Origin of the sequence: Brachyspira murdochii DSM 12563 (assembly GCF_000092845.1) — a bacterium.
In the GTDB taxonomy this organism is placed as follows: Bacteria; Spirochaetota; Brachyspiria; order Brachyspirales; family Brachyspiraceae; genus Brachyspira; species Brachyspira murdochii.
In genome coordinates this window covers 1,601,115-1,621,998 of record NC_014150.1, presented here as the reverse complement: position 1 = coordinate 1,621,998, position 20,884 = coordinate 1,601,115, and the positions used below count along the sequence as shown (strand labels likewise).

General features: G+C 27.1%; 18 protein-coding genes and 1 pseudogene. 7 read left to right on the top strand and 12 right to left on the bottom strand.

Features of this window, described 5'->3' with window-relative positions:
• Window positions 1–10 precede the first annotated feature (10 nt).
• The 10 genes and pseudogenes from BMUR_RS07100 to BMUR_RS07055 form a co-directional block, all read right to left on the bottom strand.
• Complete coding sequence (locus tag BMUR_RS07100; RefSeq protein WP_013113925.1) at window positions 11–271, bottom strand: hypothetical protein; 261 nt, start codon at window positions 269–271, stop codon at window positions 11–13.
• A complete protein-coding gene (locus BMUR_RS07095; protein WP_013113924.1) occupies window positions 272–1,066 on the bottom strand; it encodes a hypothetical protein in 795 nt (264 codons plus the stop codon).
• A 294-nt stretch (window positions 1,067–1,360) separates the two neighbouring features.
• Window positions 1,361–1,975: a glycoside hydrolase family 19 protein gene (locus BMUR_RS07090; RefSeq protein WP_013113923.1), complete on the bottom strand. Its 615-nt coding sequence runs from the start codon at window positions 1,973–1,975 to the stop codon at window positions 1,361–1,363.
• Window positions 1,976–1,984: 9 nt separating this feature from the next.
• A complete protein-coding gene (locus BMUR_RS07085) occupies window positions 1,985–4,147 on the bottom strand; it encodes a hypothetical protein (protein ID WP_013113922.1) in 2,163 nt (720 codons plus the stop codon).
• Window positions 4,148–4,302: 155 nt separating this feature from the next.
• Window positions 4,303–5,184, bottom strand: coding sequence for a hypothetical protein (locus BMUR_RS07080; RefSeq protein ID WP_013113921.1), 882 nt, complete (start codon window positions 5,182–5,184; stop codon window positions 4,303–4,305).
• Window positions 5,185–5,242: 58 nt separating this feature from the next.
• Window positions 5,243–6,821: pseudogene (locus BMUR_RS07075) on the bottom strand (hypothetical protein).
• 8 nt (window positions 6,822–6,829) lie between these two features.
• Window positions 6,830–7,624 carry a hypothetical protein gene (locus BMUR_RS07070; RefSeq protein WP_013113918.1) on the bottom strand — a complete coding sequence of 265 codons (795 nt, stop codon included), beginning with the start codon at window positions 7,622–7,624 and terminating at the stop codon, window positions 6,830–6,832.
• 656 nt (window positions 7,625–8,280) lie between these two features.
• Window positions 8,281–9,933, bottom strand: a complete 1,653-nt coding sequence (locus BMUR_RS07065; protein ID WP_013113917.1) for a Na+/H+ antiporter NhaC family protein — start codon at window positions 9,931–9,933, stop codon at window positions 8,281–8,283.
• 273 nt (window positions 9,934–10,206) lie between these two features.
• Window positions 10,207–11,049, bottom strand: coding sequence for a hypothetical protein (locus tag BMUR_RS07060; protein ID WP_013113916.1), 843 nt, complete (start codon window positions 11,047–11,049; stop codon window positions 10,207–10,209).
• A gap of 94 nt (window positions 11,050–11,143) precedes the next feature.
• Window positions 11,144–11,584, bottom strand: a complete 441-nt coding sequence (locus BMUR_RS07055) for a hypothetical protein (RefSeq protein WP_013113915.1) — start codon at window positions 11,582–11,584, stop codon at window positions 11,144–11,146.
• A 118-nt stretch (window positions 11,585–11,702) separates the two neighbouring features.
• On the opposite strand from BMUR_RS07055, the gene BMUR_RS07050 reads away from it, so the two are divergent.
• Entirely contained in the window at window positions 11,703–12,155 is a 453-nt protein-coding gene (locus BMUR_RS07050) for a DIP1984 family protein (RefSeq protein WP_013113914.1), read from the top strand.
• Window positions 12,156–12,566: 411 nt separating this feature from the next.
• Here BMUR_RS07050 and BMUR_RS07045 read toward each other — a convergent pair whose 3' ends face one another.
• Window positions 12,567–14,126, bottom strand: coding sequence for a DUF6348 family protein (locus tag BMUR_RS07045; RefSeq protein WP_013113913.1), 1,560 nt, complete (start codon window positions 14,124–14,126; stop codon window positions 12,567–12,569).
• Window positions 14,127–14,258: 132 nt separating this feature from the next.
• Here BMUR_RS07045 and gpmA point away from each other — a divergent pair, with 132 nt between their 5' ends.
• From gpmA to BMUR_RS07020, 5 genes are all read left to right on the top strand, one after another.
• Entirely contained in the window at window positions 14,259–15,005 is a 747-nt protein-coding gene (gene gpmA / locus BMUR_RS07040) for a 2,3-diphosphoglycerate-dependent phosphoglycerate mutase (protein ID WP_013113912.1), read from the top strand.
• Window positions 15,006–15,258: 253 nt separating this feature from the next.
• Window positions 15,259–16,554: a phosphopyruvate hydratase gene (gene eno / locus BMUR_RS07035; RefSeq protein ID WP_013113911.1), complete on the top strand. Its 1,296-nt coding sequence runs from the start codon at window positions 15,259–15,261 to the stop codon at window positions 16,552–16,554.
• Window positions 16,555–17,220: 666 nt separating this feature from the next.
• Window positions 17,221–17,661: a bacteriohemerythrin gene (locus tag BMUR_RS07030; protein WP_013113910.1), complete on the top strand. Its 441-nt coding sequence runs from the start codon at window positions 17,221–17,223 to the stop codon at window positions 17,659–17,661.
• An 18-nt stretch (window positions 17,662–17,679) separates the two neighbouring features.
• On the top strand, window positions 17,680–18,147 hold the full coding sequence (locus tag BMUR_RS07025) for a bacteriohemerythrin (RefSeq protein ID WP_013113909.1): 468 nt from the start codon (window positions 17,680–17,682) through the stop codon (window positions 18,145–18,147).
• 11 nt (window positions 18,148–18,158) lie between these two features.
• Entirely contained in the window at window positions 18,159–18,632 is a 474-nt protein-coding gene (locus BMUR_RS07020) for a bacteriohemerythrin (protein WP_013113908.1), read from the top strand.
• 182 nt (window positions 18,633–18,814) lie between these two features.
• Here BMUR_RS07020 and BMUR_RS07015 read toward each other — a convergent pair whose 3' ends face one another.
• On the bottom strand, window positions 18,815–19,546 hold the full coding sequence (locus tag BMUR_RS07015) for an NAD-dependent deacylase (RefSeq protein WP_013113907.1): 732 nt from the start codon (window positions 19,544–19,546) through the stop codon (window positions 18,815–18,817).
• Between the two features lie 616 nt (window positions 19,547–20,162).
• Here BMUR_RS07015 and BMUR_RS07010 point away from each other — a divergent pair.
• A complete protein-coding gene (locus BMUR_RS07010; protein ID WP_013113905.1) occupies window positions 20,163–20,825 on the top strand; it encodes a redox-sensing transcriptional repressor Rex in 663 nt (220 codons plus the stop codon).
• Window positions 20,826–20,884 lie beyond the last annotated feature (59 nt).

Genomic DNA, 20,884 nt, shown 5'->3' with positions numbered 1-20,884 from the left:
CCTTAAATATTTATTTAATATCTTCTCTACTATTATCTTTATTATTTCTTAATATCTTTAAAAAACCTCTTAAATCACTGCCGAAACTCACAGCATTAAGCCCAAGAAGAATTATTACAACAGCTATTGCCTCTTCTTTATTAACAGCCCTGCCTCGCCAAATAAGATTAACAAATAGCCAAATACAGCCTAATAAAAAACTTATTATGCTTGTATATATAGAAAGTTTTTTATTAGCATTATGCTTGTCTGTAAAATTAAATATGCTCATTTATCTAACTCCATTGTATTTTAAGTTGTCATGAAATATGCCTAATAAAAATTTCTGTAAATGCTTTAAATTATCCAAAACTATTTCACTGTCTCTTATAGCAGTTTCTGTAAAGTTATTATTTATAAATACATCATAGCTTTTTAATCTGTCAGAAGGCTTAATATTTTTTAAGTTCTTAATAAAATCCCTACGCTTTATATACTGTACTTTATGATTATTATAAATAGATTTATAAGTATTTTTTATATTATCCAATATAATCATATAATAAAAATTACAAATATTTTCCAACTGCAGTTTTTTTATACTTTCTATACTGCTATTAAACAAAGCGGAATTATATATATCTATTATCTCAATTCTTTTTTCTTTTAAATAACTTTCAAACTCTGATTTATTTTTATTAAGTATATGATTTCTGGCTATATAGCTTATAATTTTACTTTGTACTTCAAGTGTGCTTTGACTAATAATATTACTATATTCTTTATACACAGTTAAAGAAGTAATTTTATCATCATATTTCAAATTATTATAATAATTAATTATCTCATTATTATTTTTATTTGATAAAGCAGAAAGTTCTTTTGGCGATTCAAAGGCATTAGATACTATTTTATTTTGCTTATCTATACTTTTTTCTGTAATAATTTTATCATTTCCAAACTCTATAGTGCCGTCCTTAATATTAGCTTTCATATTAGCATGTCTTCCGCTTTTAATAATATTAAAAACGAAATAAGCTATTACCATAGAAGAAATACAAATAAATACAATAGCAAAGTCGCTCATATTGTTGTTATGCTCGTGCTCGCCTATAAACTCAAAGCAAGTGACTGTGTCCGCCTTCGGCGAACTTACTTTGAGGCTCGCATTCGCTTTCCTCCTTTATTGTTATGCTCGTGCTCGCCTATAAACTCAAAGCAAGTGAACTTACTTTGAGGCTCGCATTCGCTTTCCTCCTTTATTGCTATGCCACCCAAAGGGTGACTACTTGGTCAAACTCGCCAATTAATAGCTAGCAACTGACTGTGTCCGCCTTTGGCGAAGTTACTAGCTGGCTCGTTTTCACTTTCTTTTTTATTGCTATGCTCCCAATATTTTTAATATTCTCTCAAATCTATTCTGCCTATCTTCAAGTCCGTTGTAACCGCCGTTAATAAGTTTGGTAACTCCTTTAACATCTCCTTTACATGCCAATAAACCGCATCCTTTCTCTCTCCAAAAAAGCAAAGCTATTTCTATCGCTGTATCAGGCTCTTTAGCTAAGTCTGGACTGTTTACCAAATCAATATTTAATTTTTCCCCATAATATTTATAATTATTTTTTCCAGTAAGCTGAATAATGCCCCTGCCTCTGTATTTGTATCCTTCATCTTGAGCGTTTCCTAATCTACCGCCATAAACAAAGTCTCCTATAGCTTTGGCACCTTTAGAGCATAACTCTTTAGCTTTATCCAAACTTCCAACTCTTTTTTTGAACACTTGAAAAAGCCTTTCGGGTCTGTAATTAAAACTCTCTTCAAGCCTTTTATAATTATTGCTTTCATGAGTAGTCTGAGCTAAAAACATAGAAACTTCGTTCTTAGACGACTGTCCGCCTTCGGTGTTTGTAATATCATATTTTTCAAAAGCATTGTTCAAAGGCTCTAACCATTTTTCATTAATGCCTATTTTTATTATTTGTTCTTTAGTTATCATATAAACTCCTTAACTTTCAAGTATAGCTAAACGCCTAACTATTTCCTCTACAGCCTCTTGAACATTAGTAACATTCTGATAAATAGGATTAAGCGTAGAGTTTTTATCAGGTGTTAGATTAAAGGTAATAGTATCTCCAACTTGTATAGTACTGTCATCTTGATAACCTACAAATAAAATATAAGGAGGTATTCCTCTGTAAACTTCATTATTACTGCTTTTATATATTCCAAACTTCATAGGATTACCATTGCTTGAAGTTATACCAGTTGTATTTTGTATATTGACTGTCCCAGATGATACATTAAAATAATTCTCTATAATAGGGCTGTAAAAACCAATAACAACTCCAGCTCCTTCTTTTAAAGAATATTCTCCTTTTAATTTTACCGAATTATTATTTTGCTCTAAAGTAAAATTATAAAAATCCAATACTGACTGACTAGACATAAAGGCAAAACTAGAAGCAAATATATTTCTATCTTCATTTCTTAATACTCTATTTTTTATATTAAGTGTTATATTATAACTGCCTTGATTAAAATTTGTTAAGTCTTGTTTTGAAATAGCAATAACTGTATAACTTTCTGTGATAAAGCCAATAGTACTTTTTAATTCATATTCTATATTAGAGATTCTACATTCATTTAATTCTAAATTATATATAGAATTAAAACTAAAGAATTGAGACAATATAGAATATATTTGATAAACATTAATATTAGAATCTATACTTTTTATTATAAAAAATATACTTTGACTATGACTAGTAAGAGTATAATTTTCTATACTGGCATTCAATACATAACTACCATCTGCCTGCTTTATAATTGCAGCTTGATATTCTGCTGTATTATCAGCATCTGCTAATACCAAATTAATAGTTTCTGGTATTTCTATTTTGAACTTTGGAAAATCATAACCTGATAAATATTCTAAATTAGTTTTTGAATTATCAAAACTCACATCTATTGCTGAAGAAGCTACGCCTATGACTGAACTTATTAATGTAAGTTTAGCTCTATCTGTATTGAAGTCAGAAGCAGTAAAGTCTTCATTTACCTTATATATTGTATCTTCTTTTACTATTAAATCATTTATAAAATATTGTTTTCCTATTATATATTCTTTATTTACTCCTCCGTCTACACTTATAGCATTACCGTATAAATTAATATTATTTCCTGCTATTAAACTATCCTGCTTAGCTGACTTTAATTTTTCTATTGCCTTTTGAACCGTATTAGTATTATTTCCAAAAGAAGAATTGCTGTCATCATAAAAAGTATTTTCTGCTTTTATTAATCTATTTATTTTATTTTGAATACTGTCCCAAATGGGATTTTCTATATCTTCAAGCACTTTATATAATACATCATCTTTTATAACTATTTGATTTTTATATATTTTACTTATACCGTCAAACCAAATAATTATATCCTGTAAAGGCTTTAATAATCCGTTTAAATTAGTTAATATACCGCTTGACTGATTATATAAAAAATCCTCTTGAACTATAAAAAAATTATTATTATACTCTATTAATTCATTAGCTTTATAATCAGTATCTAGTTCTAATTTTTTGAAAGGTGTTAAAATATTACAATTACTTTTTAAATAATAATCCGTACTGTCGCTTGTAAAATCTTTAAAAACTCTATATAAATAGCCGTTGTATTTTATTATGTCATTAATTTTATAATCTGTATTCTCATAATAATTTTTAATGGGATAATTTATATCTAAACTATTTAACTTTTTAGCAATATCATCAAACATAAAAGAAGAAAATGTATTGCTGTAAGTTGTGATTGTATATTTAAAATTTTTATTTAAATCACTTGGCGGAAAGAAAACTATACTCTTAAAATCAAGTTCATTTCTTATCAAGTATACTTCATTGTCTTTAACTTCTGCAGTTTGTAAATTATCAAGATTTTCTAAAACTTGAGGATAAACTTTTATACTGTCTATTAAAAACTCCATTTCCTCAACCGCCCCATCAATGGCATAACCAATATCAGCACAAAAAAGCCTCTCTCCAGAAAACACTTTTACCTGTACATTATCAGCATTAAGTAAAAACCCTCCTGAAACTGTTTTAAGCTCAAAAGTATTTTCGCTTATTTTATACTGAAAAGGAGCTTGTATATTATTTTCATTAAGATTCATTTATAATATTTCCTTCATTATTCATTTATTATTTATTTTTTTACTAGATTTTTAAATTAGAGTTGTTGCAATTAAAAAATATAATAGAACTATGATAAAAAATTTGCTTTAAATATAAAAACTACATATTTGCAATAAATATGATAATTAAAAAATTACTCTTTATATCTTACCAAAAAATACAAATATGCTGTTATAGTATTTTCGCTATTATTTTTTATTCCAACTACTGGTTTATTTTCAAGTATAGGAAACCATTTTAAATTAGGAAGTCCTGTCTGATAATTACTAAAACTTTTTTGAAACTCTCCGCCATAATAATAATAAGATGAGCTGCTTCCAAACCAGCCTATAAAAGGAGCAGAATCATTTATATTTTGATAAAGTCCGTAAGAAGAAAGAGAAAGTAAAGCATCAGTATTACCTCTTACATATCCAGACACCTGCAAATACTCTAAATCATCTCTAAAAGTCAATTCCCAATATTGCGTACCTGAGTCTGTTTTTGTTATAGTTTCTTTTATTATAAAAGCAGAATTATTTTTTATGCTGTCTATCATACTATTAATCTCCTCTATATATGAAGGAACTCCAACTGTCCTTTCAAAAATATCATTTAAAACTCCAGAAGTTATTGAAGTAGTTACAAAACGCCCTCTTACTATCTTCAGCTTTTTTCCTTTATAGGTGCTATTTAAAAAATAAGTGCCTCTAAGAGCGTCTTTATTAAACCAAAATATCTGCCCATTCTGAGGCATATATTTATTATTTCCCACCTCTCCTATTACATTTACTAAATCAGCTATTTTTGTATTATCATCATATATCTCAAATGTACAGTCATTAAGAAAAGCTAGAGAATTGGTTAAAAGTCCTGTTGATACTGCTACGTATCCTGCATTCTCAAAAGGCTCGTCATTAGGTATTTCAAAATATAGATTTTCTGCTGTATAGAGAGAGTTTTCATCTGTAAAAGGATTGTATGTATTTGCAAGTCCGAAATAATTTAATATAGTTCCTTTAGTGCTTGATATCATAAACATTTACTCCTATTATTTAAACTTATTTGTATAAAATTATTCATGCAATATTAGTTTAATAATCGCTATAGCTTAAAAGTTTTTCAAGATTCTTTCTTTTCTCTTCCTGATTATATAAATAATTTGTGAGTTTTATATTCATCTTTGATAATTCCAAATCTATATTAAGAGCATTATTTTCAAATTTATAATCTATAGTTCGTATATTCATGTCTGTAATTCTAGAAGCTGCATCAAAAAAGCAAATAAACTTTTCATAAAGTATGTTTCCTCTTTCTGAAGTTATTATTATATCTCTTTTATCATAGCCTCTTACATCAAATACTCCGAAACCATTCTGAAAATACTTTCTTTGAAAATGATTTTTATCTTCTATTTGAAACACTGCTGAAATATTTTTATTATCCTCACCTTCAATTCCGTTTGAGAAAAATATTACTATCTTTGTGATATTATAGCTTTGATTGCAAACCTCTTTATAGTATCTGTCTATATCTGTGAGTGTTACTGAATGCTGCTGTTTATAATTGGGATATTTTCTGTATTCTATACTCTCATCAATATCTATTATATCTGATGAATACACTTCATTTAATCTGCTTTCTGATACTGTAAAATCATTAAAATCTATAATCTGATAAAAGTTATTAGTAGGTTTTAATATGCACTCTACGCATTCATTAATACTCAAATCATTATTTTTACTGTTTAGTCCTTTTATTTTTACAGTCTCTTTTTTTGACTGACTAGTTAAAAACTTATAGGCAAACTCATAAGCTAAATCATAATTTTCTAACTTGTATTCTATCTCAAATATATCAGTCTTTATACCTATTTCTTTTTCCAAAGGTATAGCAGGATAAAACTCATCAGCACCTACTATTTTTGGAAGAGTTCTGTATACTTCTTTCTCAATTCCTTCATCATCTGTAATAACATCTTTCATCTTTATAATATAACGGCTTACCAAATCGGAAGAATCCTCTTCATAATCGCTTTCTGAAAAATCATTATTATGCCAATTTAATTTTTTACTTGGTATATCAGAAAACTCTTTAAAATAAAAATAACCGTCAAAATCTACTCCCCAGCACCAAGTATCTGACATACTCTCTTCAACCTCATCAAGTATATCCGAAATATTTTTTCCGCTGAAAGACATTGTTATTTTTTTATCATTATTAAGAGTGATATTTTTTTCATCAAATATTATACCCATCTCTTCAATTTTTTCTCTTAATGACAAAACTATATCCAATGCCCCTTTAGTAGATTCCAATATCAAATCACCCTGTATATACTGATGAAGAAGTTTTCCCCATATAGGTATAATACTCAGATTAAGTCCTGCATTATCTATACTTTCAATATATCCAGCAAATCTTTTTTTTACCGTTAAGATAATATTCTACTTTATCATTAATACTAAAATAATTTAAAGGCATACTGAAACTTATTTTGCTTGTATCGCCTCCTCTTTTATTAACTATAAACTCATAACTTAAATAACTATTATAAGCATTTTCTGCATATATATTATCATTAATCTTTATATAATTGCCGAACTCTTCAAAACTAACATAAGGACTAGGAGGAAGTTTATATATTTTGTTTCTTAAAAAATGATAAGGCATTTTTCGCATTATATTAAAATACCTCTCTTATATCTTACTAACGCTTTAATACATGTCTGATTACTTTCTAAATAAAAAATATTATTTCCGACATTAAGCTCAGGCTGAATACCTTTATAATCATATGAAACACCGTTTATATTTAGTCTCTCTCCGTCAAAGTCTATATTATAAACTCCGTTTCTTAATTCTGCATAGCACTGTATTCCGAAATTATCCCTATTGGCAAATAAAAATTCTAAAACTCCCCCGACAACTATAAACTCCAAATTAAAACATAAAGGCACTGGAACTAAACTTAATGATTTATAATTAATATCCTGTTTATTATCTTCTGTAACGGCAATCTCATACTCCTCTTCTTTTTGCATTAAAAATACTTTATCTAATGCCTCAAGTGTAATGTCCACTACTCCCAAATTATTTATATACTTAATATTGTATCCGCCTACTGATTTAATAATATATTCTGCCTCATAAATCTCATCTTCAAAAATAGTTCTTATAAAATATCTTTTAATATTGCTTGATAGTATCATACTTGTATATTTTGCATACTGATCTTCTATTTTTACCCATATGCCTAAATCATTTTTATATTCATAAATGGGTATGCTTATACTAAAACTTCTGCCGCTTGAGATATTTCCTATACCAGTTTTTATAGAATAAGCTCTGTTTCCGTCTGATGTTTTATAGTCAGTTTTTATATCATCAGCTTTTATACTCTGAGCTTCGCTTATAATATCAAAAATATCTTCTGAATACTTATCTCTTACAATCAACTGAAAATTAAAAGACATAAATAAAAACTCCTAAATATACTTATATCAATATACTATTAAGAAAAAATATAAGTTATTATAAGTATATAAGGATTGAATACATAAGAATTTATATTATTATAATTAAGTATAAAAAGTGCATAATTTAAATCACGCTTTGAGCGGGTGCACTTTTTGAAGTGAAGATTTAGAAGATTTAATCAATCTAATATAAAAAAAATAAAGCCTTAAAATCTAAAAGGTCGGTGATATAAATAAAGTTTTTAAATTTACTCTCACGCCCCACCCTTTAAATTTTTTAATGCTATTTACTATTCTAAATGTTTTTTATTTTTTCAGCGTTGACTGTTACTATGGCTGCCCACCCAAGTGCGTTATAAATTTGTAATGTTCTTCAACGCACGTTCAATCGATTTTTATATAAAGCAAAATTAGAATTATTAATTAATATATATTTTAAAAATTAGTTATACGTGCGTGGAGTAAAGTACAAAGTTAAATTAACGCTTGGGCGGGTGCAATGTTTGAAGTGAAGGCTTATGTATTTAATTAAATCAAATTAAGAAAATAAAATATTTAAATCTAAGAGGGTGGGGATTAGAAAAAACCTTTTATTTTTAATTTTTTAATCTAATCCCCACAATATAATAGCATAAATATTAAAAAGCTATAAATTATTTAAGATTTTCTGATGTATTTTTTTTATATAAAGATGATATTCTGTCATAGAATTTAGGAGCAAGCATAGCAAGTACGCACATCACTATAAAACCTACTAATAAAGCAGCTATAGGATTTAAAGTAATACCTCCTACTACAACACCAACGAATGATGAAACAGCAACTAATCCAGCATAAGGAATTTGAGTTGCCACATGCTCAAGCAAAGGACAATTACTTCCAGTAGAAGAAAGTATAGTAGTATCAGATATAGGCGAACAGTGATCCCCAAAAACAGCACCAGAAACAACAGAACCTACACTTATAAGAAGAACGTTAAGTAAAGCTTCGCCAGTATATCCGTTTCCTGCAGCAAGTCCGTTAGCTATAGGTATAACTATAGGTATCAGTATGGCAAAAGTACCCCAGCTTGTACCAGTAGAGAAAGCGATAACGCATCCAAGCAAATATCCTATAGCAGGAAGTATCCAAAGAGGAAAACCGCCTCCTTTTACAGCCTCAGAAAGAAAAGCAGCAAGCCCAAGTCCGCCGTCTTCAGGACTTGATTTTATAACACTTCCTATAGACCAAGCTAATGCAAGTACCGCCAAAGCTGGAACCATTGATTTTATACCTTCTATTATGGAGTTTCCAGCTGAACGTATATTTAATAATCTTCTAGCCATATAGTATATGTACATTATCATAATAGAAATAACTGCACCATAAAATAAAGCCTTAGAAGCATCAGTATCCAAAAAAGCCTGATTTAAAGATATACTAGACATAGCAGCAGAAAAAGTATCTATACCTTCTTTACCTATTAAGCCCATATATGTTGTAACAGGGAACATTACTATACATACTATAATAAGTACAGCTATAGCTATAACCATATCATACCATTTAGCAGTGTCATTTGAAGAGCTTTCCAAATTACCCGGACAATCACCGTATAATTCTTCATCAAATAGTTTTCCATTTTTGGCATTATCTTCACTTCTTTTCATAGGTCCGAAATCTTTAAATACCAAAGCCATAAGAACTACAAATGCTAAAGCCAAAAGCGGATAAACAGAATAAGGTATCATTTTGATAAAGAAAACAAATTCACTAATATTTAAAGATTCAAAACCTTCAGAATCTCTAATATAGCTCATAACAGTAACAACCCAAGTGGATATAGGAGCAAGTATACAAACAGGAGCAGCAGTTGAATCTAGTATATATGCCAATTTAGCCCTTGAAATTTTATTCTGGTCAAAAGCAGGACGCATAACAGTACCTACTGACAGGCTGTTGAAGTAGTCATCTATAAAGATAATAAGACCGAAAAACCAAGTAAATATAAGTATGCTTTTTTTTGTTTTCAAATATTTACTCGCCCAAAGACCGAATGCTTTAGTAGCACCAGTCTTTGAAAGCATGCTAACAAAAGCACCAAGCAAAGCACAAAATAAAAGTATGCGTATATTCCAAGCATCGCCGCTCATCTCGGCAACTTTATCTGTGAATATTGTAATAGCTGTAAATATATTACCATGTGCTATTATCAATGTTCCGGAAAGTATACCAAGCGTGAGAGAAATAATAACTTCTTTTGTAACCAAAGCAAGTATAATGGCTAAAAGAGGAGGTATAATACCTAATATACCATAATGTTCCATAAAGTTTACTCCTAATTAATATATACATTTTTTATAATTATGAAAATATTTTAATGACAATAAAAAATATAAAAAAAGCCCCCTTATTTTGGGAGGCAAAATTTTAAAAAATTATTACATATTGTAAAATATCAATAATTTAACACTCCCAAAGAGAGAAGGCTTTTTTTAAAAAAGAATTATTCATTATAATATTCCAAAATTGTTCTTACTTTTAATAGTAAAGATAATTCTATATCAAAAATACTGATTTGTCAATAGCATACATTTTAATCAATTAAACTCATAATGAAGTGTGTATCTTTCAATAATTGATTTACTTCCAAAGCACACTAATGCTATATAATACTTACTTCCTGATTTAAAACTTGTGCTTAATTTGTTAATACCTTTCTTTATATAATTATAATTTTCATCAAACAAAAGCATATCTATATCCTTTGAATATTCAAGAATTATATTAATAGAAGTATTTATATCAGTATCATTTCTTATTTCATAAAAATCTATATCTGTTATGTCAGAATTTTTTATATAAGGTTTTATATTTTCATCTATATTAAAATTATTAGAATAAAAATCATTATATAAAAAATATCCGTAAAATAATTCATTAGGATAATTAATTATATTTGCCGCATTAATATTATTATTAGGCTCTATTTCATTAGAAGGGAAATAATCATTTTTAAACTCAAATCTCAAGTCATATTTACCCTCTTTATCAGAACTTAATTTAAGAAAATAACTGTCATCATAAAACATAAAATCTTTTAATTCAATAAAGCCTCTGTAATTTTCAATATATTTTGTATTAATATTAATTACATTGCTGTTTGAAGATGACATTAAAGTTAAATTTATATCCAATTTATTTGCATAAACTGATAAATTCATCACTGAAGAATTGGTAGGCTTTATCTGATAATAGTCAATATCTTCATCACTTTGAAAACTAGCATTTATAAAAGTACTTGTGTCTATAAACTGCGAATATTCAAAACTATCATTAGGCTCTATTTCATCTCTATTAACAGAGATTATATTATTTTCTTTACTATTGTTTATGCATGAAATTATTACAAGCAATAATATTATTATCAATTTATATTTCATTTACTTCTCTTCTATAATTATATGATTATAAATATACATTCCTTTATAAAAGAATGCAAACTAATAAAATAATATCATCTCACATATTAAAAAATTATAAATTGGTGCTGTCAGAAAGGAGTTTGTAAATCCAAGTATCCTCAGAATTATTTAAAGGCAGAGTATATTTCTTTCCGTCATAATCTGTGAATATTATTCTTTTTTTATTATAATCAATCATCATTTTAGTATTATCAATATTTAAATACTTAGAACTGTTTGTATTTTTGATATCTTTTATATATTTTGCTTCTTCTATGTATTTTATATTTTGACTGCTGTTTTTATTATATATTTCTCCTAATATGTATGTTATATTATTAAATGAGTTTTTATCTTCTCTTTTAAGCAATATAAAAGTTAATGTTTCATTTGTTAATCTATTTCCTTTAGTATCTTCATCAAATATTAAAATACCTATATTATCATTTACATATATATTGCAGCTTATTAAAATAATAACAAAAAATAAACTAAGACAAAAAATCTTTTTCATAATATAAATTACCTTAAAAATTATTATTGACTAGAATAGCTTTTCTATTATACTTTATTTATAAAATTTATTATATACATTATTATGCAATTAAAAAAATAAAAAAATAGGAGATATTATGAAATTAGGAGAGGCTTTATTAAAAAAAGATGAATATATTAAAAGACAGGAAAATATTAAAAAGAGAATAAAAAACAATGTCTTACTGAGAGATGATAATGAAAACAATGAAAATCCTAATGATTTAATAAAAGAATATATTGATGTAAATAATGAGCTTTCAGATTTAATTGTGAAAATAACTAATAAAGAACATGAAACAAAACTTGAAATAGGAATATCGATTGCCGATGCTATAAACATAAGAGATAAATTAGACAGAGAATTAGATATTTATAAAACTGTTTTAAAAGAACTTAACAGCAAGGATTACAGAAATGCTAAAAATGAAATAAAGATGAAAGTTCTAGTTAATGTAAAAGAGATTCAGGCAGAAGCTGATAAACTCTCAAAGGCGTACAGTGATATAGATGTTATTATTCAATCGGCTAACTGGAATACAGATTTATAATTTAAGATTTCCTATACGCACGCAGAACGCATTTTTTTAATATTAATAAATTTAGTATTCTAATTTTATTGTATATAAAGATTTCATTCTACGTGCGTTAAAGCATATCACAAATTTAAAAACTGCTTGGGTGGGCAGTAAAAGCTAATAAAGAAAAAAGAATTAAAAAATAACAGTATAAAACTAAAGAATTTAAAGGGTAGGAGTTAAAATAAATTTTTAAACTTTATTTTAATCCCCGCCCTTTTAGATTTAAATGTTTTATTTTTTTACATAGCTTTAATTAAATCTATAATCTCTTACTTCAAAAGCACACCCGCCATAGCGGAATTTAAATTTGCACTTTTAATATAAAGCATGCAAAATATATTTTCTTATGAAGAGAAGTTTTTATTATATCTATTGATTAACTTATCTAATATAATAATCATTATTTACACTAAAAGATAAATTAACTTTAAGATTTTCCAGTGTTTTATTTTTCTTTTCATAATCTTCTTTTACTTGAGAATAAATATTATATAATGCACTCATATTTATAAATTTTGCATACACTTCATTTTCATTTCCATTAAAAGCATTTTCCCTGAAAAGCTCAAATAAATAATTACTAATTAAATGATATGTGTAAATCTGTGTTTTGTATACAGCTGTATTTTTTTCTTCTGATTCAAAATTAAAATTAATCTTTTCAGATGAATGAAGTTCATTAAAAAACTCATTATCCGCACATATTTCCGGAAGAAATAAAAATAGATCTGTTGCTAAAGTATAGTCCTTCGTAAGCTGCTCAGCTAAATTTCCTAATTTATCATAATCATTTTCTTTAAAGTTTAATACTATATTGCAGTATTCTTTAACAAAATTTAAAATAGTATCATTACTAAATGGATAAGGAATATAAGTTTCATTATCCTGAACCAAAAAGAAAAATTGTTTGTCTGATGAGAAATCTGTTTCATTCCAAGTTTTCACATATTCATTCATTTTGTCGGAAAGCTCTTGTATATTAACATCATTTATTCTAAGCTCTCCTATAGAATAATCATTAGAAGCCTTAGCTCCATATATTTTAATATAGCAAATTTTTTGATTTCCTATTCTTTTTAAAATATCATCTTTAAACATATCCCAATAAATATTTACGTTTTTTGGCTTTCCATTATCTCTACCCATATTAACCAAATTACTAGTATATACTTTCCATTTATGTTTTTTTCCAGCAGATTCGGTTTCTGCCTCATCGAGTATTATATTTTCATTCATCGCTTTTATGCCTGTCATTATTCCAAATATAAAACTTCCATTTGAAAGTCCTACAGAAGTATTAGCATCTTTTCCTGCACTTGCACAGCATTCAAATATATCTCTATCCCAATCAGGACTAGATATATAATAGTTTATAACAGCACTTTTATCTGTTATATCTTCTGCATAAGCATTGATAAATATATTCCATTTTTTTACAACAATACTTCCTTCTATTATTTCATTATCTATATCATTTGCTAAAACAGAAGATATATCTTTTATAATAGAATCATTATCGTCTATATTAACAGAATTAGCTTCATAATGAAAACTTCCATTTTGTATGTATTCTTTTAAATTATTATACAGATTGCTGAAGTAATCATACTCTTCACTGCTTATAGAAGCCTTATTCATTTCTAATATATATAATGCTCTGTCTATATTTAAATTGGCATTGCTTATATCCGATTTACCTGAATATGCATAAGCAATTTTATAAAACCAAGTATGATTATCTTTATTTTCTTCAGATAAAGAATTTAATATTTCTATTGCCAAGTCAAATTCTGAAGTATTATTATATGCTGCAGCAAGAAGCCCTTTAATATTATCATTTAATTGATCTTCTGGTAAAGAGAGTATTAATTTAATGATTTCGCTATGTTTTCCCTCTTCATATAATTTTTGCAATTGTAAATCTAATTCTTCGTTATTCATAGATAAAAATCCCTATTTATTATTAGTAAAATATAATATATTATAATAATAAAAACAATAGATTTTTTGTTTAACTTTTTTCTTATTTTAATATATAATAGAACTTAATCTTATTTATAAGGAGTTATAAAAATGACAAAAGTTGTTTTAATACGTCATGGTGAGAGCGTATGGAATAAAGAAAATTTATTTACAGGCTGGGCAGATGTAACTTTGTCTGAAAAAGGTATAGAAGAAGCTAAAGCAGGCGGAGCAGAACTTAAAAAAGCAGGATTTACTTTTGATAAAGCATATACTTCTACTTTAACACGTGCTATCAAAACTTTAAATCTAGTTTTAGAAGAAATGGGACTTTTATGGATACCAGTAGAGAAATGCTGGCAGTTAAATGAAAGACATTACGGAGCATTACAAGGCTTAAATAAATCGCAAACAGCTGAAAAATACGGAGAGGATCAGGTAAAAATCTGGAGAAGAAGCTATGATACTCCGCCTCCAGCTTTGACAAAAGATGATGAAAGATATCCGGGTCATGATCCGCGTTATAAAAACTTATCAGAAAAAGAACTCCCTTTAACAGAATGTTTAAAAGATACTGTGGCAAGAGTAGTACCTTTTTGGGAAAATGTTATACTTCCGGATATTAAAGCTGGAAAAAAAATCATCATAGCAGCACATGGAAACAGTTTAAGAGCATTAGTAAAATATTTAGACAATATCTCTGATGCTGACATTACAGAGCTTAATATACCTACTGGAATGCCTTTAGTTTATGAGCTTGATGATAATTTTAAAGCTGTAAACAAACAGTATTTAGGCGACCCTGAAGCTGTTAAAAAAGCTATGGAAGCAGTAGCTAATCAAGGTAAAAAGAAGTAATAAAAAATAATTATAAAAAGCCTCCAGTAATAAAATCATTGCTGGAGGCTTTATCTTTTAATTATTTAAATTAATAAATTTTAGAAATAAGTAAAAAAACATTATTCTGCTATATATTTATATCAATAAAAGAATTTTCCAAAGTTTTGAATTATAATAAAATTACTCTTATTTATAAATGTCCGATTTTTTCACTTGAAATTTATAGGTTATGTTATATGATATAATCAATTAATTTATAAGGAGTTTTAATATGTCTTTAATAGATAATATAGTAGCTAGAGAAATACTAGACTCAAGAGGAAACCCTACAGTAGAAGTAGATGTTTACTTAGACAGCGGTGTTATGGGCAGAGCTGCTGTACCATCAGGAGCTTCTACAGGCGAACATGAAGCAGTAGAATTAAGAGACGGCGATAAATCAAGATATATGGGTAAAGGTGTTCAAAAAGCTGTAGAAAATGTTAATGAAATTATTTGCAATGAACTTATTGATATGGACGCTTTGGATCAAGTAGAAATAGACAGAACTATGATAGAACTTGACGGTACTGAAAACAAAGGCAAATTAGGTGCTAATGCTATATTAGGTGTATCACTCGCTGTAGCAAAAGCAGCTGCTGAAGAATTAGGTATGCCATTATACAGATATATTGGAGGAACTAATGCTAAAACCTTACCAGTACCTATGGCTAATATTTTAAACGGCGGTGCTCACTCATCAGCTCCAATCGATTTCCAAGAATATATGGTAATGCCGGTTGGTGCCCCTACTTTCAAAGAAGGCTTACGCTATGTAGCTGAAGTATTCCATAACTTAAAAAATATACTTCATGACAGAGGCTTAAGCACTACTGTTGGTGATGAAGGCGGATTTGCACCTACTCTTAAAGATAATGAAGAACCTCTTCAAGTAATTATGCAGGCTATAGAAAAAGCTGGATACAAACCCGGTGAAGATGTGATGATAGCTATGGACCCTGCTTCAAGCGAATTCTATAATAAAGATAAGAAAAAATATGTATTCCATAAATCTGATAACAGAGAATTAACTCCTGCTGAAATGGTTGATTTCTACGCTGATTTATGCAGTAAATATCCTATTATCTCTATAGAAGATGGTGTTGCTGAAGATGACTGGGAAGGCTGGAAAATATTGACAGAAAAATTAGGCAAAAAAGTTCAATTAGTAGGAGATGACTTATTTGTTACTAATGTAAAAAGACTTCAAATGGGTTTAGATAAAGGTGTTGCTAACTCTATATTAATCAAAGTAAACCAAATCGGTACTTTAACTGAAACTTTAGACTCTATAGAACTTGCTAAAACTCATAATTATACTGCTGTAGTTTCTCACAGATCTGGTGAAACAGAAGATTCTACTATTGCTGATATAGTAGTAGCTACTAATGCTGGTCAAATCAAAACAGGTTCTGCTTCAAGAAGTGATAGGATTGCTAAATACAATCAATTATTAAGAATTGAAGAAGAATTAGGCAGCAGAGCTATTTACTTAGGTAAAAAAGCATTTTATAATATTATGAAATAATAATATTGATTAAGCATTAAATAATAATTTAGCTTTGAAGCGATAAACGAGAGCTGGTAACAATTTATTGGTACCAGCTTTTTTATGCGAGTTTATCGCTAGCAACAATAATAAAAAAGCATTTTATAATGTTATGAAATAATAATTTGGATTTAAAGCTTGCATAAGAGGTAATGACGATATTTCGTTACTGCCTCTTTTTTTATATTTGGATATAAAGATAAAAATTATTTGCATACTCCCAAATTATAGAAGTGCATAAAATTTATTTAATTAAGTAAATTGCAAATTTAAACTAAGCTATGGCGAAGTGAGAGATTATAGATTTAATTAAAACTATGTAAAAAAATAAAACATTTAAATCTAAAAGGGCGGGGATTAAAATAAAGTTTAAAAATTTATTTTCACTATCAATTGAACACTGCATAGTTTAAATTATAACTAACTTTAAAATAAATATAATAAAGCATATAAAAATACTTTTTTTGCAAAACGATTAAAAACTTTTAACTGTTTGTGTATTTGTTTTTGTATTATAAAAAATATTCATTTTTACTTTAAAAAATAAAAAATATCAATATAATTAATATATATAAATATTTTTTATTTTAATCTGATAATAATATATATGATACGAATATATATATATAAATAAAGGAATAATTTATGAGCGATAGGTATATAGTTTGGGAAGATAAATATAAAACAGGCTATAAAAGAATAGATGATCAGCATTTTGAATTAATAGAAATTATTAACGATTTATATGACTGTATGGATAATAGAGATTCAGAAGATGAAAAATTAAAAGAGGCTTTTAAAAATGCTCTTAAAAAAACTGTAGATTATGTTTCATATCACTTTTCATGCGAAGAGAAAATTATGAATGCTATAAAATATGATAAAATAATACAGCATTCATCATATCATAGAGAATTCACAAACACTATTTACAGATATGTGCAGTCTTATGAAGACGGTTCTCTGAAGGCTATTGATGATTTAGTACAATATTTGAAAGATTGGTTTTTAAATCATATTTTAGTTACAGACAAAAAATTTGTTGCTGAAGTAAAGGAAGCATTAAAAAAAATTTCACAGCAATAAAAAATAGGAGTTTCTTCTATGAGTGAAAATAATAAAAAAATAGAATGGATAAAATGGGAAGATAAATACAAAATAGGATACAAAAGAATAGATGATCAGCATAAAGAACTTATAAATATTATTAATAGTTTATATGACTGCATAGGATACAGCAGCTCAGAAGATAAAAAATTAAAAGAGGCTTTTAAAAATGCTCTTAAAAAAACTGTAGATTATGTTTCATATCATTTCTCTTATGAAGAGAAAATTATGACGGCTATAAAGTATAGAAAACTATTAGAACACTCTTCTTCTCATAGAGAGTTTACTCAAACCATTTACGATTATGTTCAGTCTTATGAAAATGGTTCCTTGGAAGCTGTGAATAATTTGGTAAAGTATTTAAGGGATTGGCTTTTAAATCATGTTTTAGTTTCAGATAAAGAATTTGTTGGGGAAGTAATAGATGCATTAAAACAACTTTCGCAGCAGAATAATAATCAATAGGAGTTATCAAAATGTATAATCGAGTTTCTATAAAAAAGCCTTGGATTAAATGGGAAACTAAATTCCAAACAGGCTATAAAAGAATAGATGATCAGCACAAAGAACTTGTTAATATTATTAATGATTTATATGAAACAGGTGTTGTGGGAGACCTCAGCAATGAATATGTAAGAAGATCATTTAATGCTATTATTAAAAGAACAATAGAGTATGCTACTTATCATTTCTCTTATGAAGAAAAAATCATGAAGGCTATAAATTATTCTATAGCAAGAGATCATATATCTAAACATAGATCTTTTTCTATTAAGGTTGTTGAAGAAGTTAATAAATATGAGAATGGAGACAATTTGGTTATAGAAGATTTTATTGACTTTCTAAAAAATTGGCTTATTAACCATATTATAGTTGAAGACAAAAAGTTCATATATGAATTAAAAACATCTTTAAAAACAATATGTCAAGATGATTCTGATAATGAATAAATAATTAATAAAAGCCTTAAAGTATTATTTTAAGGCTTTTTAATTCCAAAAACTAATTTTATTTATAATTGAATTCAAAATAATACTCGAAATATTTCATATTCGCTAATTTAAAAACATATAAAACATTATTTTTATAATTGGTAAATTATGAAAATTGTAACAAAGTTAAATAATAAAAACTATAAATATTTTTCTATTTCTGTAAATGCAGCACCAGCTTTTTCTTGTATATAGATATCAACTATAGAATTAGTAAAACTAGAAGGTGCCGGGTTAATCTCCATAATCTTAGCTCCGGATCTTTTAGCAATATGAGGAATCTGAGCTGCAGGCATAACTTCCCCTCCTGTTCCTATTATAATAAATAAATCGCTTTTCTCGGCATCCTCTATAGAAGAATTAAAAGCTATTGCAGGAAGCTGTTCTCCGAAAAATACAAAATCTGGCTTTAGTACAGAAGCACATTTTTCACAACTAGGAGGATCCATTGAGAGTATTTCTTTTGTTATTTTGTATTTTGTTTTGCATTTAGTACATACTGCATATTTAGCTGTTCCATGAAGCTCATAAACTATTTTACTTCCAGCCTCCTGATGAAGATTATCTATATTTTGAGTAATTACACTACGCATTATACCCATTTTCTCTAAATTAGCTAATACTATATGTGCTTTATTCGGCTTTACATCGGTAATAGGATCATAAAAAACTTTTTTTAAAGAATTCCAAGATTCTTTCTGATGCTTCATAAAATAAGATATTTCAGCAAACTGACTTCCATGCTTCTCCCAAAGTCCGTTTTCTCCTCTGAAAGGCGGAACTCCGCTTTCTACACTTATACCAGCACCAGTAAACGATACAACATATTTTGATTCTTTTATAATTTTAGCTGCTGACTGATAATCTATCATGATATACTCCCTAACCTTTTAATTCATTATACAATAATAATATATTTTTTACCATAATCCTCTTAAAAAAATTTACTTCCAAATTTATATCTTAATTTTTTATTAATAAATGAAATACTATTTCCTCATCTTCCAAACTATTTTTTGCATAGAAATCATTACTGTTAAAATATATTTAGCATAATTATCATCAGAAGATAAACATATATTCATTCTGAATTTATTATTCATTATTATCCTCACTGTTTATAATTTAAATTATTATATATCTATTTATTGTTTATATCTGCTATTATTAACATTTAATTAAAGATACGTATATAACAATAAATTTAAAAAACAATATATAGTAAATATTATTAGTAAATAATAATACTTATAAATAAAATAATATTTAATTTAATTTAATCAAATTTGATAATATTTATATTATAAATATTATTGCATATAATAATAATCTCCCAAAAAAACAGTAGTTAATGTTCTGATATTTATATTTTATTTTTACCATAAAAAATAGATTTCACTATAATATTTATTGACAGATAACTTTATTATGTTATAATTAAACAATATTAAATATTTATCAATATAAAAATTATTTTAAGGACATATTATGATTAGCAGAACACAAATTATGCGTCTACTAAAATATAAAAACGCTTTAAGACGTATGAAGAGTTTCGGATTTATAAAAGCATATTCAAATAATTTAGGAGACGCAATAGGCATTACATCTGTACAAGTGAGAAAAGACTTCTCACTTTTTAATATATCTGGGAACAAAAAAGGCGGATATAATATAGATGATTTACTTGAGCAAATTGACAGTATATTGGGGAAGCAAATTTCTCATAATATCATTTTAATAGGATATGGTAAAATAGGAAAAGCATTAGTTAATTACAGAGGTTTTGAAAGCGAAGCTATAAAAATAATCGCAGCATTTGATCATAACCCAGAAAAAATAAACAGAGAAGCCCCTACTCCAATACTTCCTATAGAAGAATTAAAAGATTTCATTATCAATAATAAAATAGAAGTAGCTATATTAACTGTACCGGATTTGGAAGCTCAGAGAATGTTTGATGTTATTTGTAATGCTGGTATAAAAGGGGTATTAAACTTCGCACCTATTAAACTTTTGGAAAGACCTGACTGCATTATTAATGATGTTAATATTGCTGATGAGATAGAATCTTTATTCTACTTTATTAACGATGTTAAAGAAGCTGCTCCGCATAAGAGACATAGAGAAAAATCTGAAAAACAGCAGTAAAAATAATTTAATAAAAAATAAAAAAGGGAATGTATTTCATTATACAATCCCTTTTAATA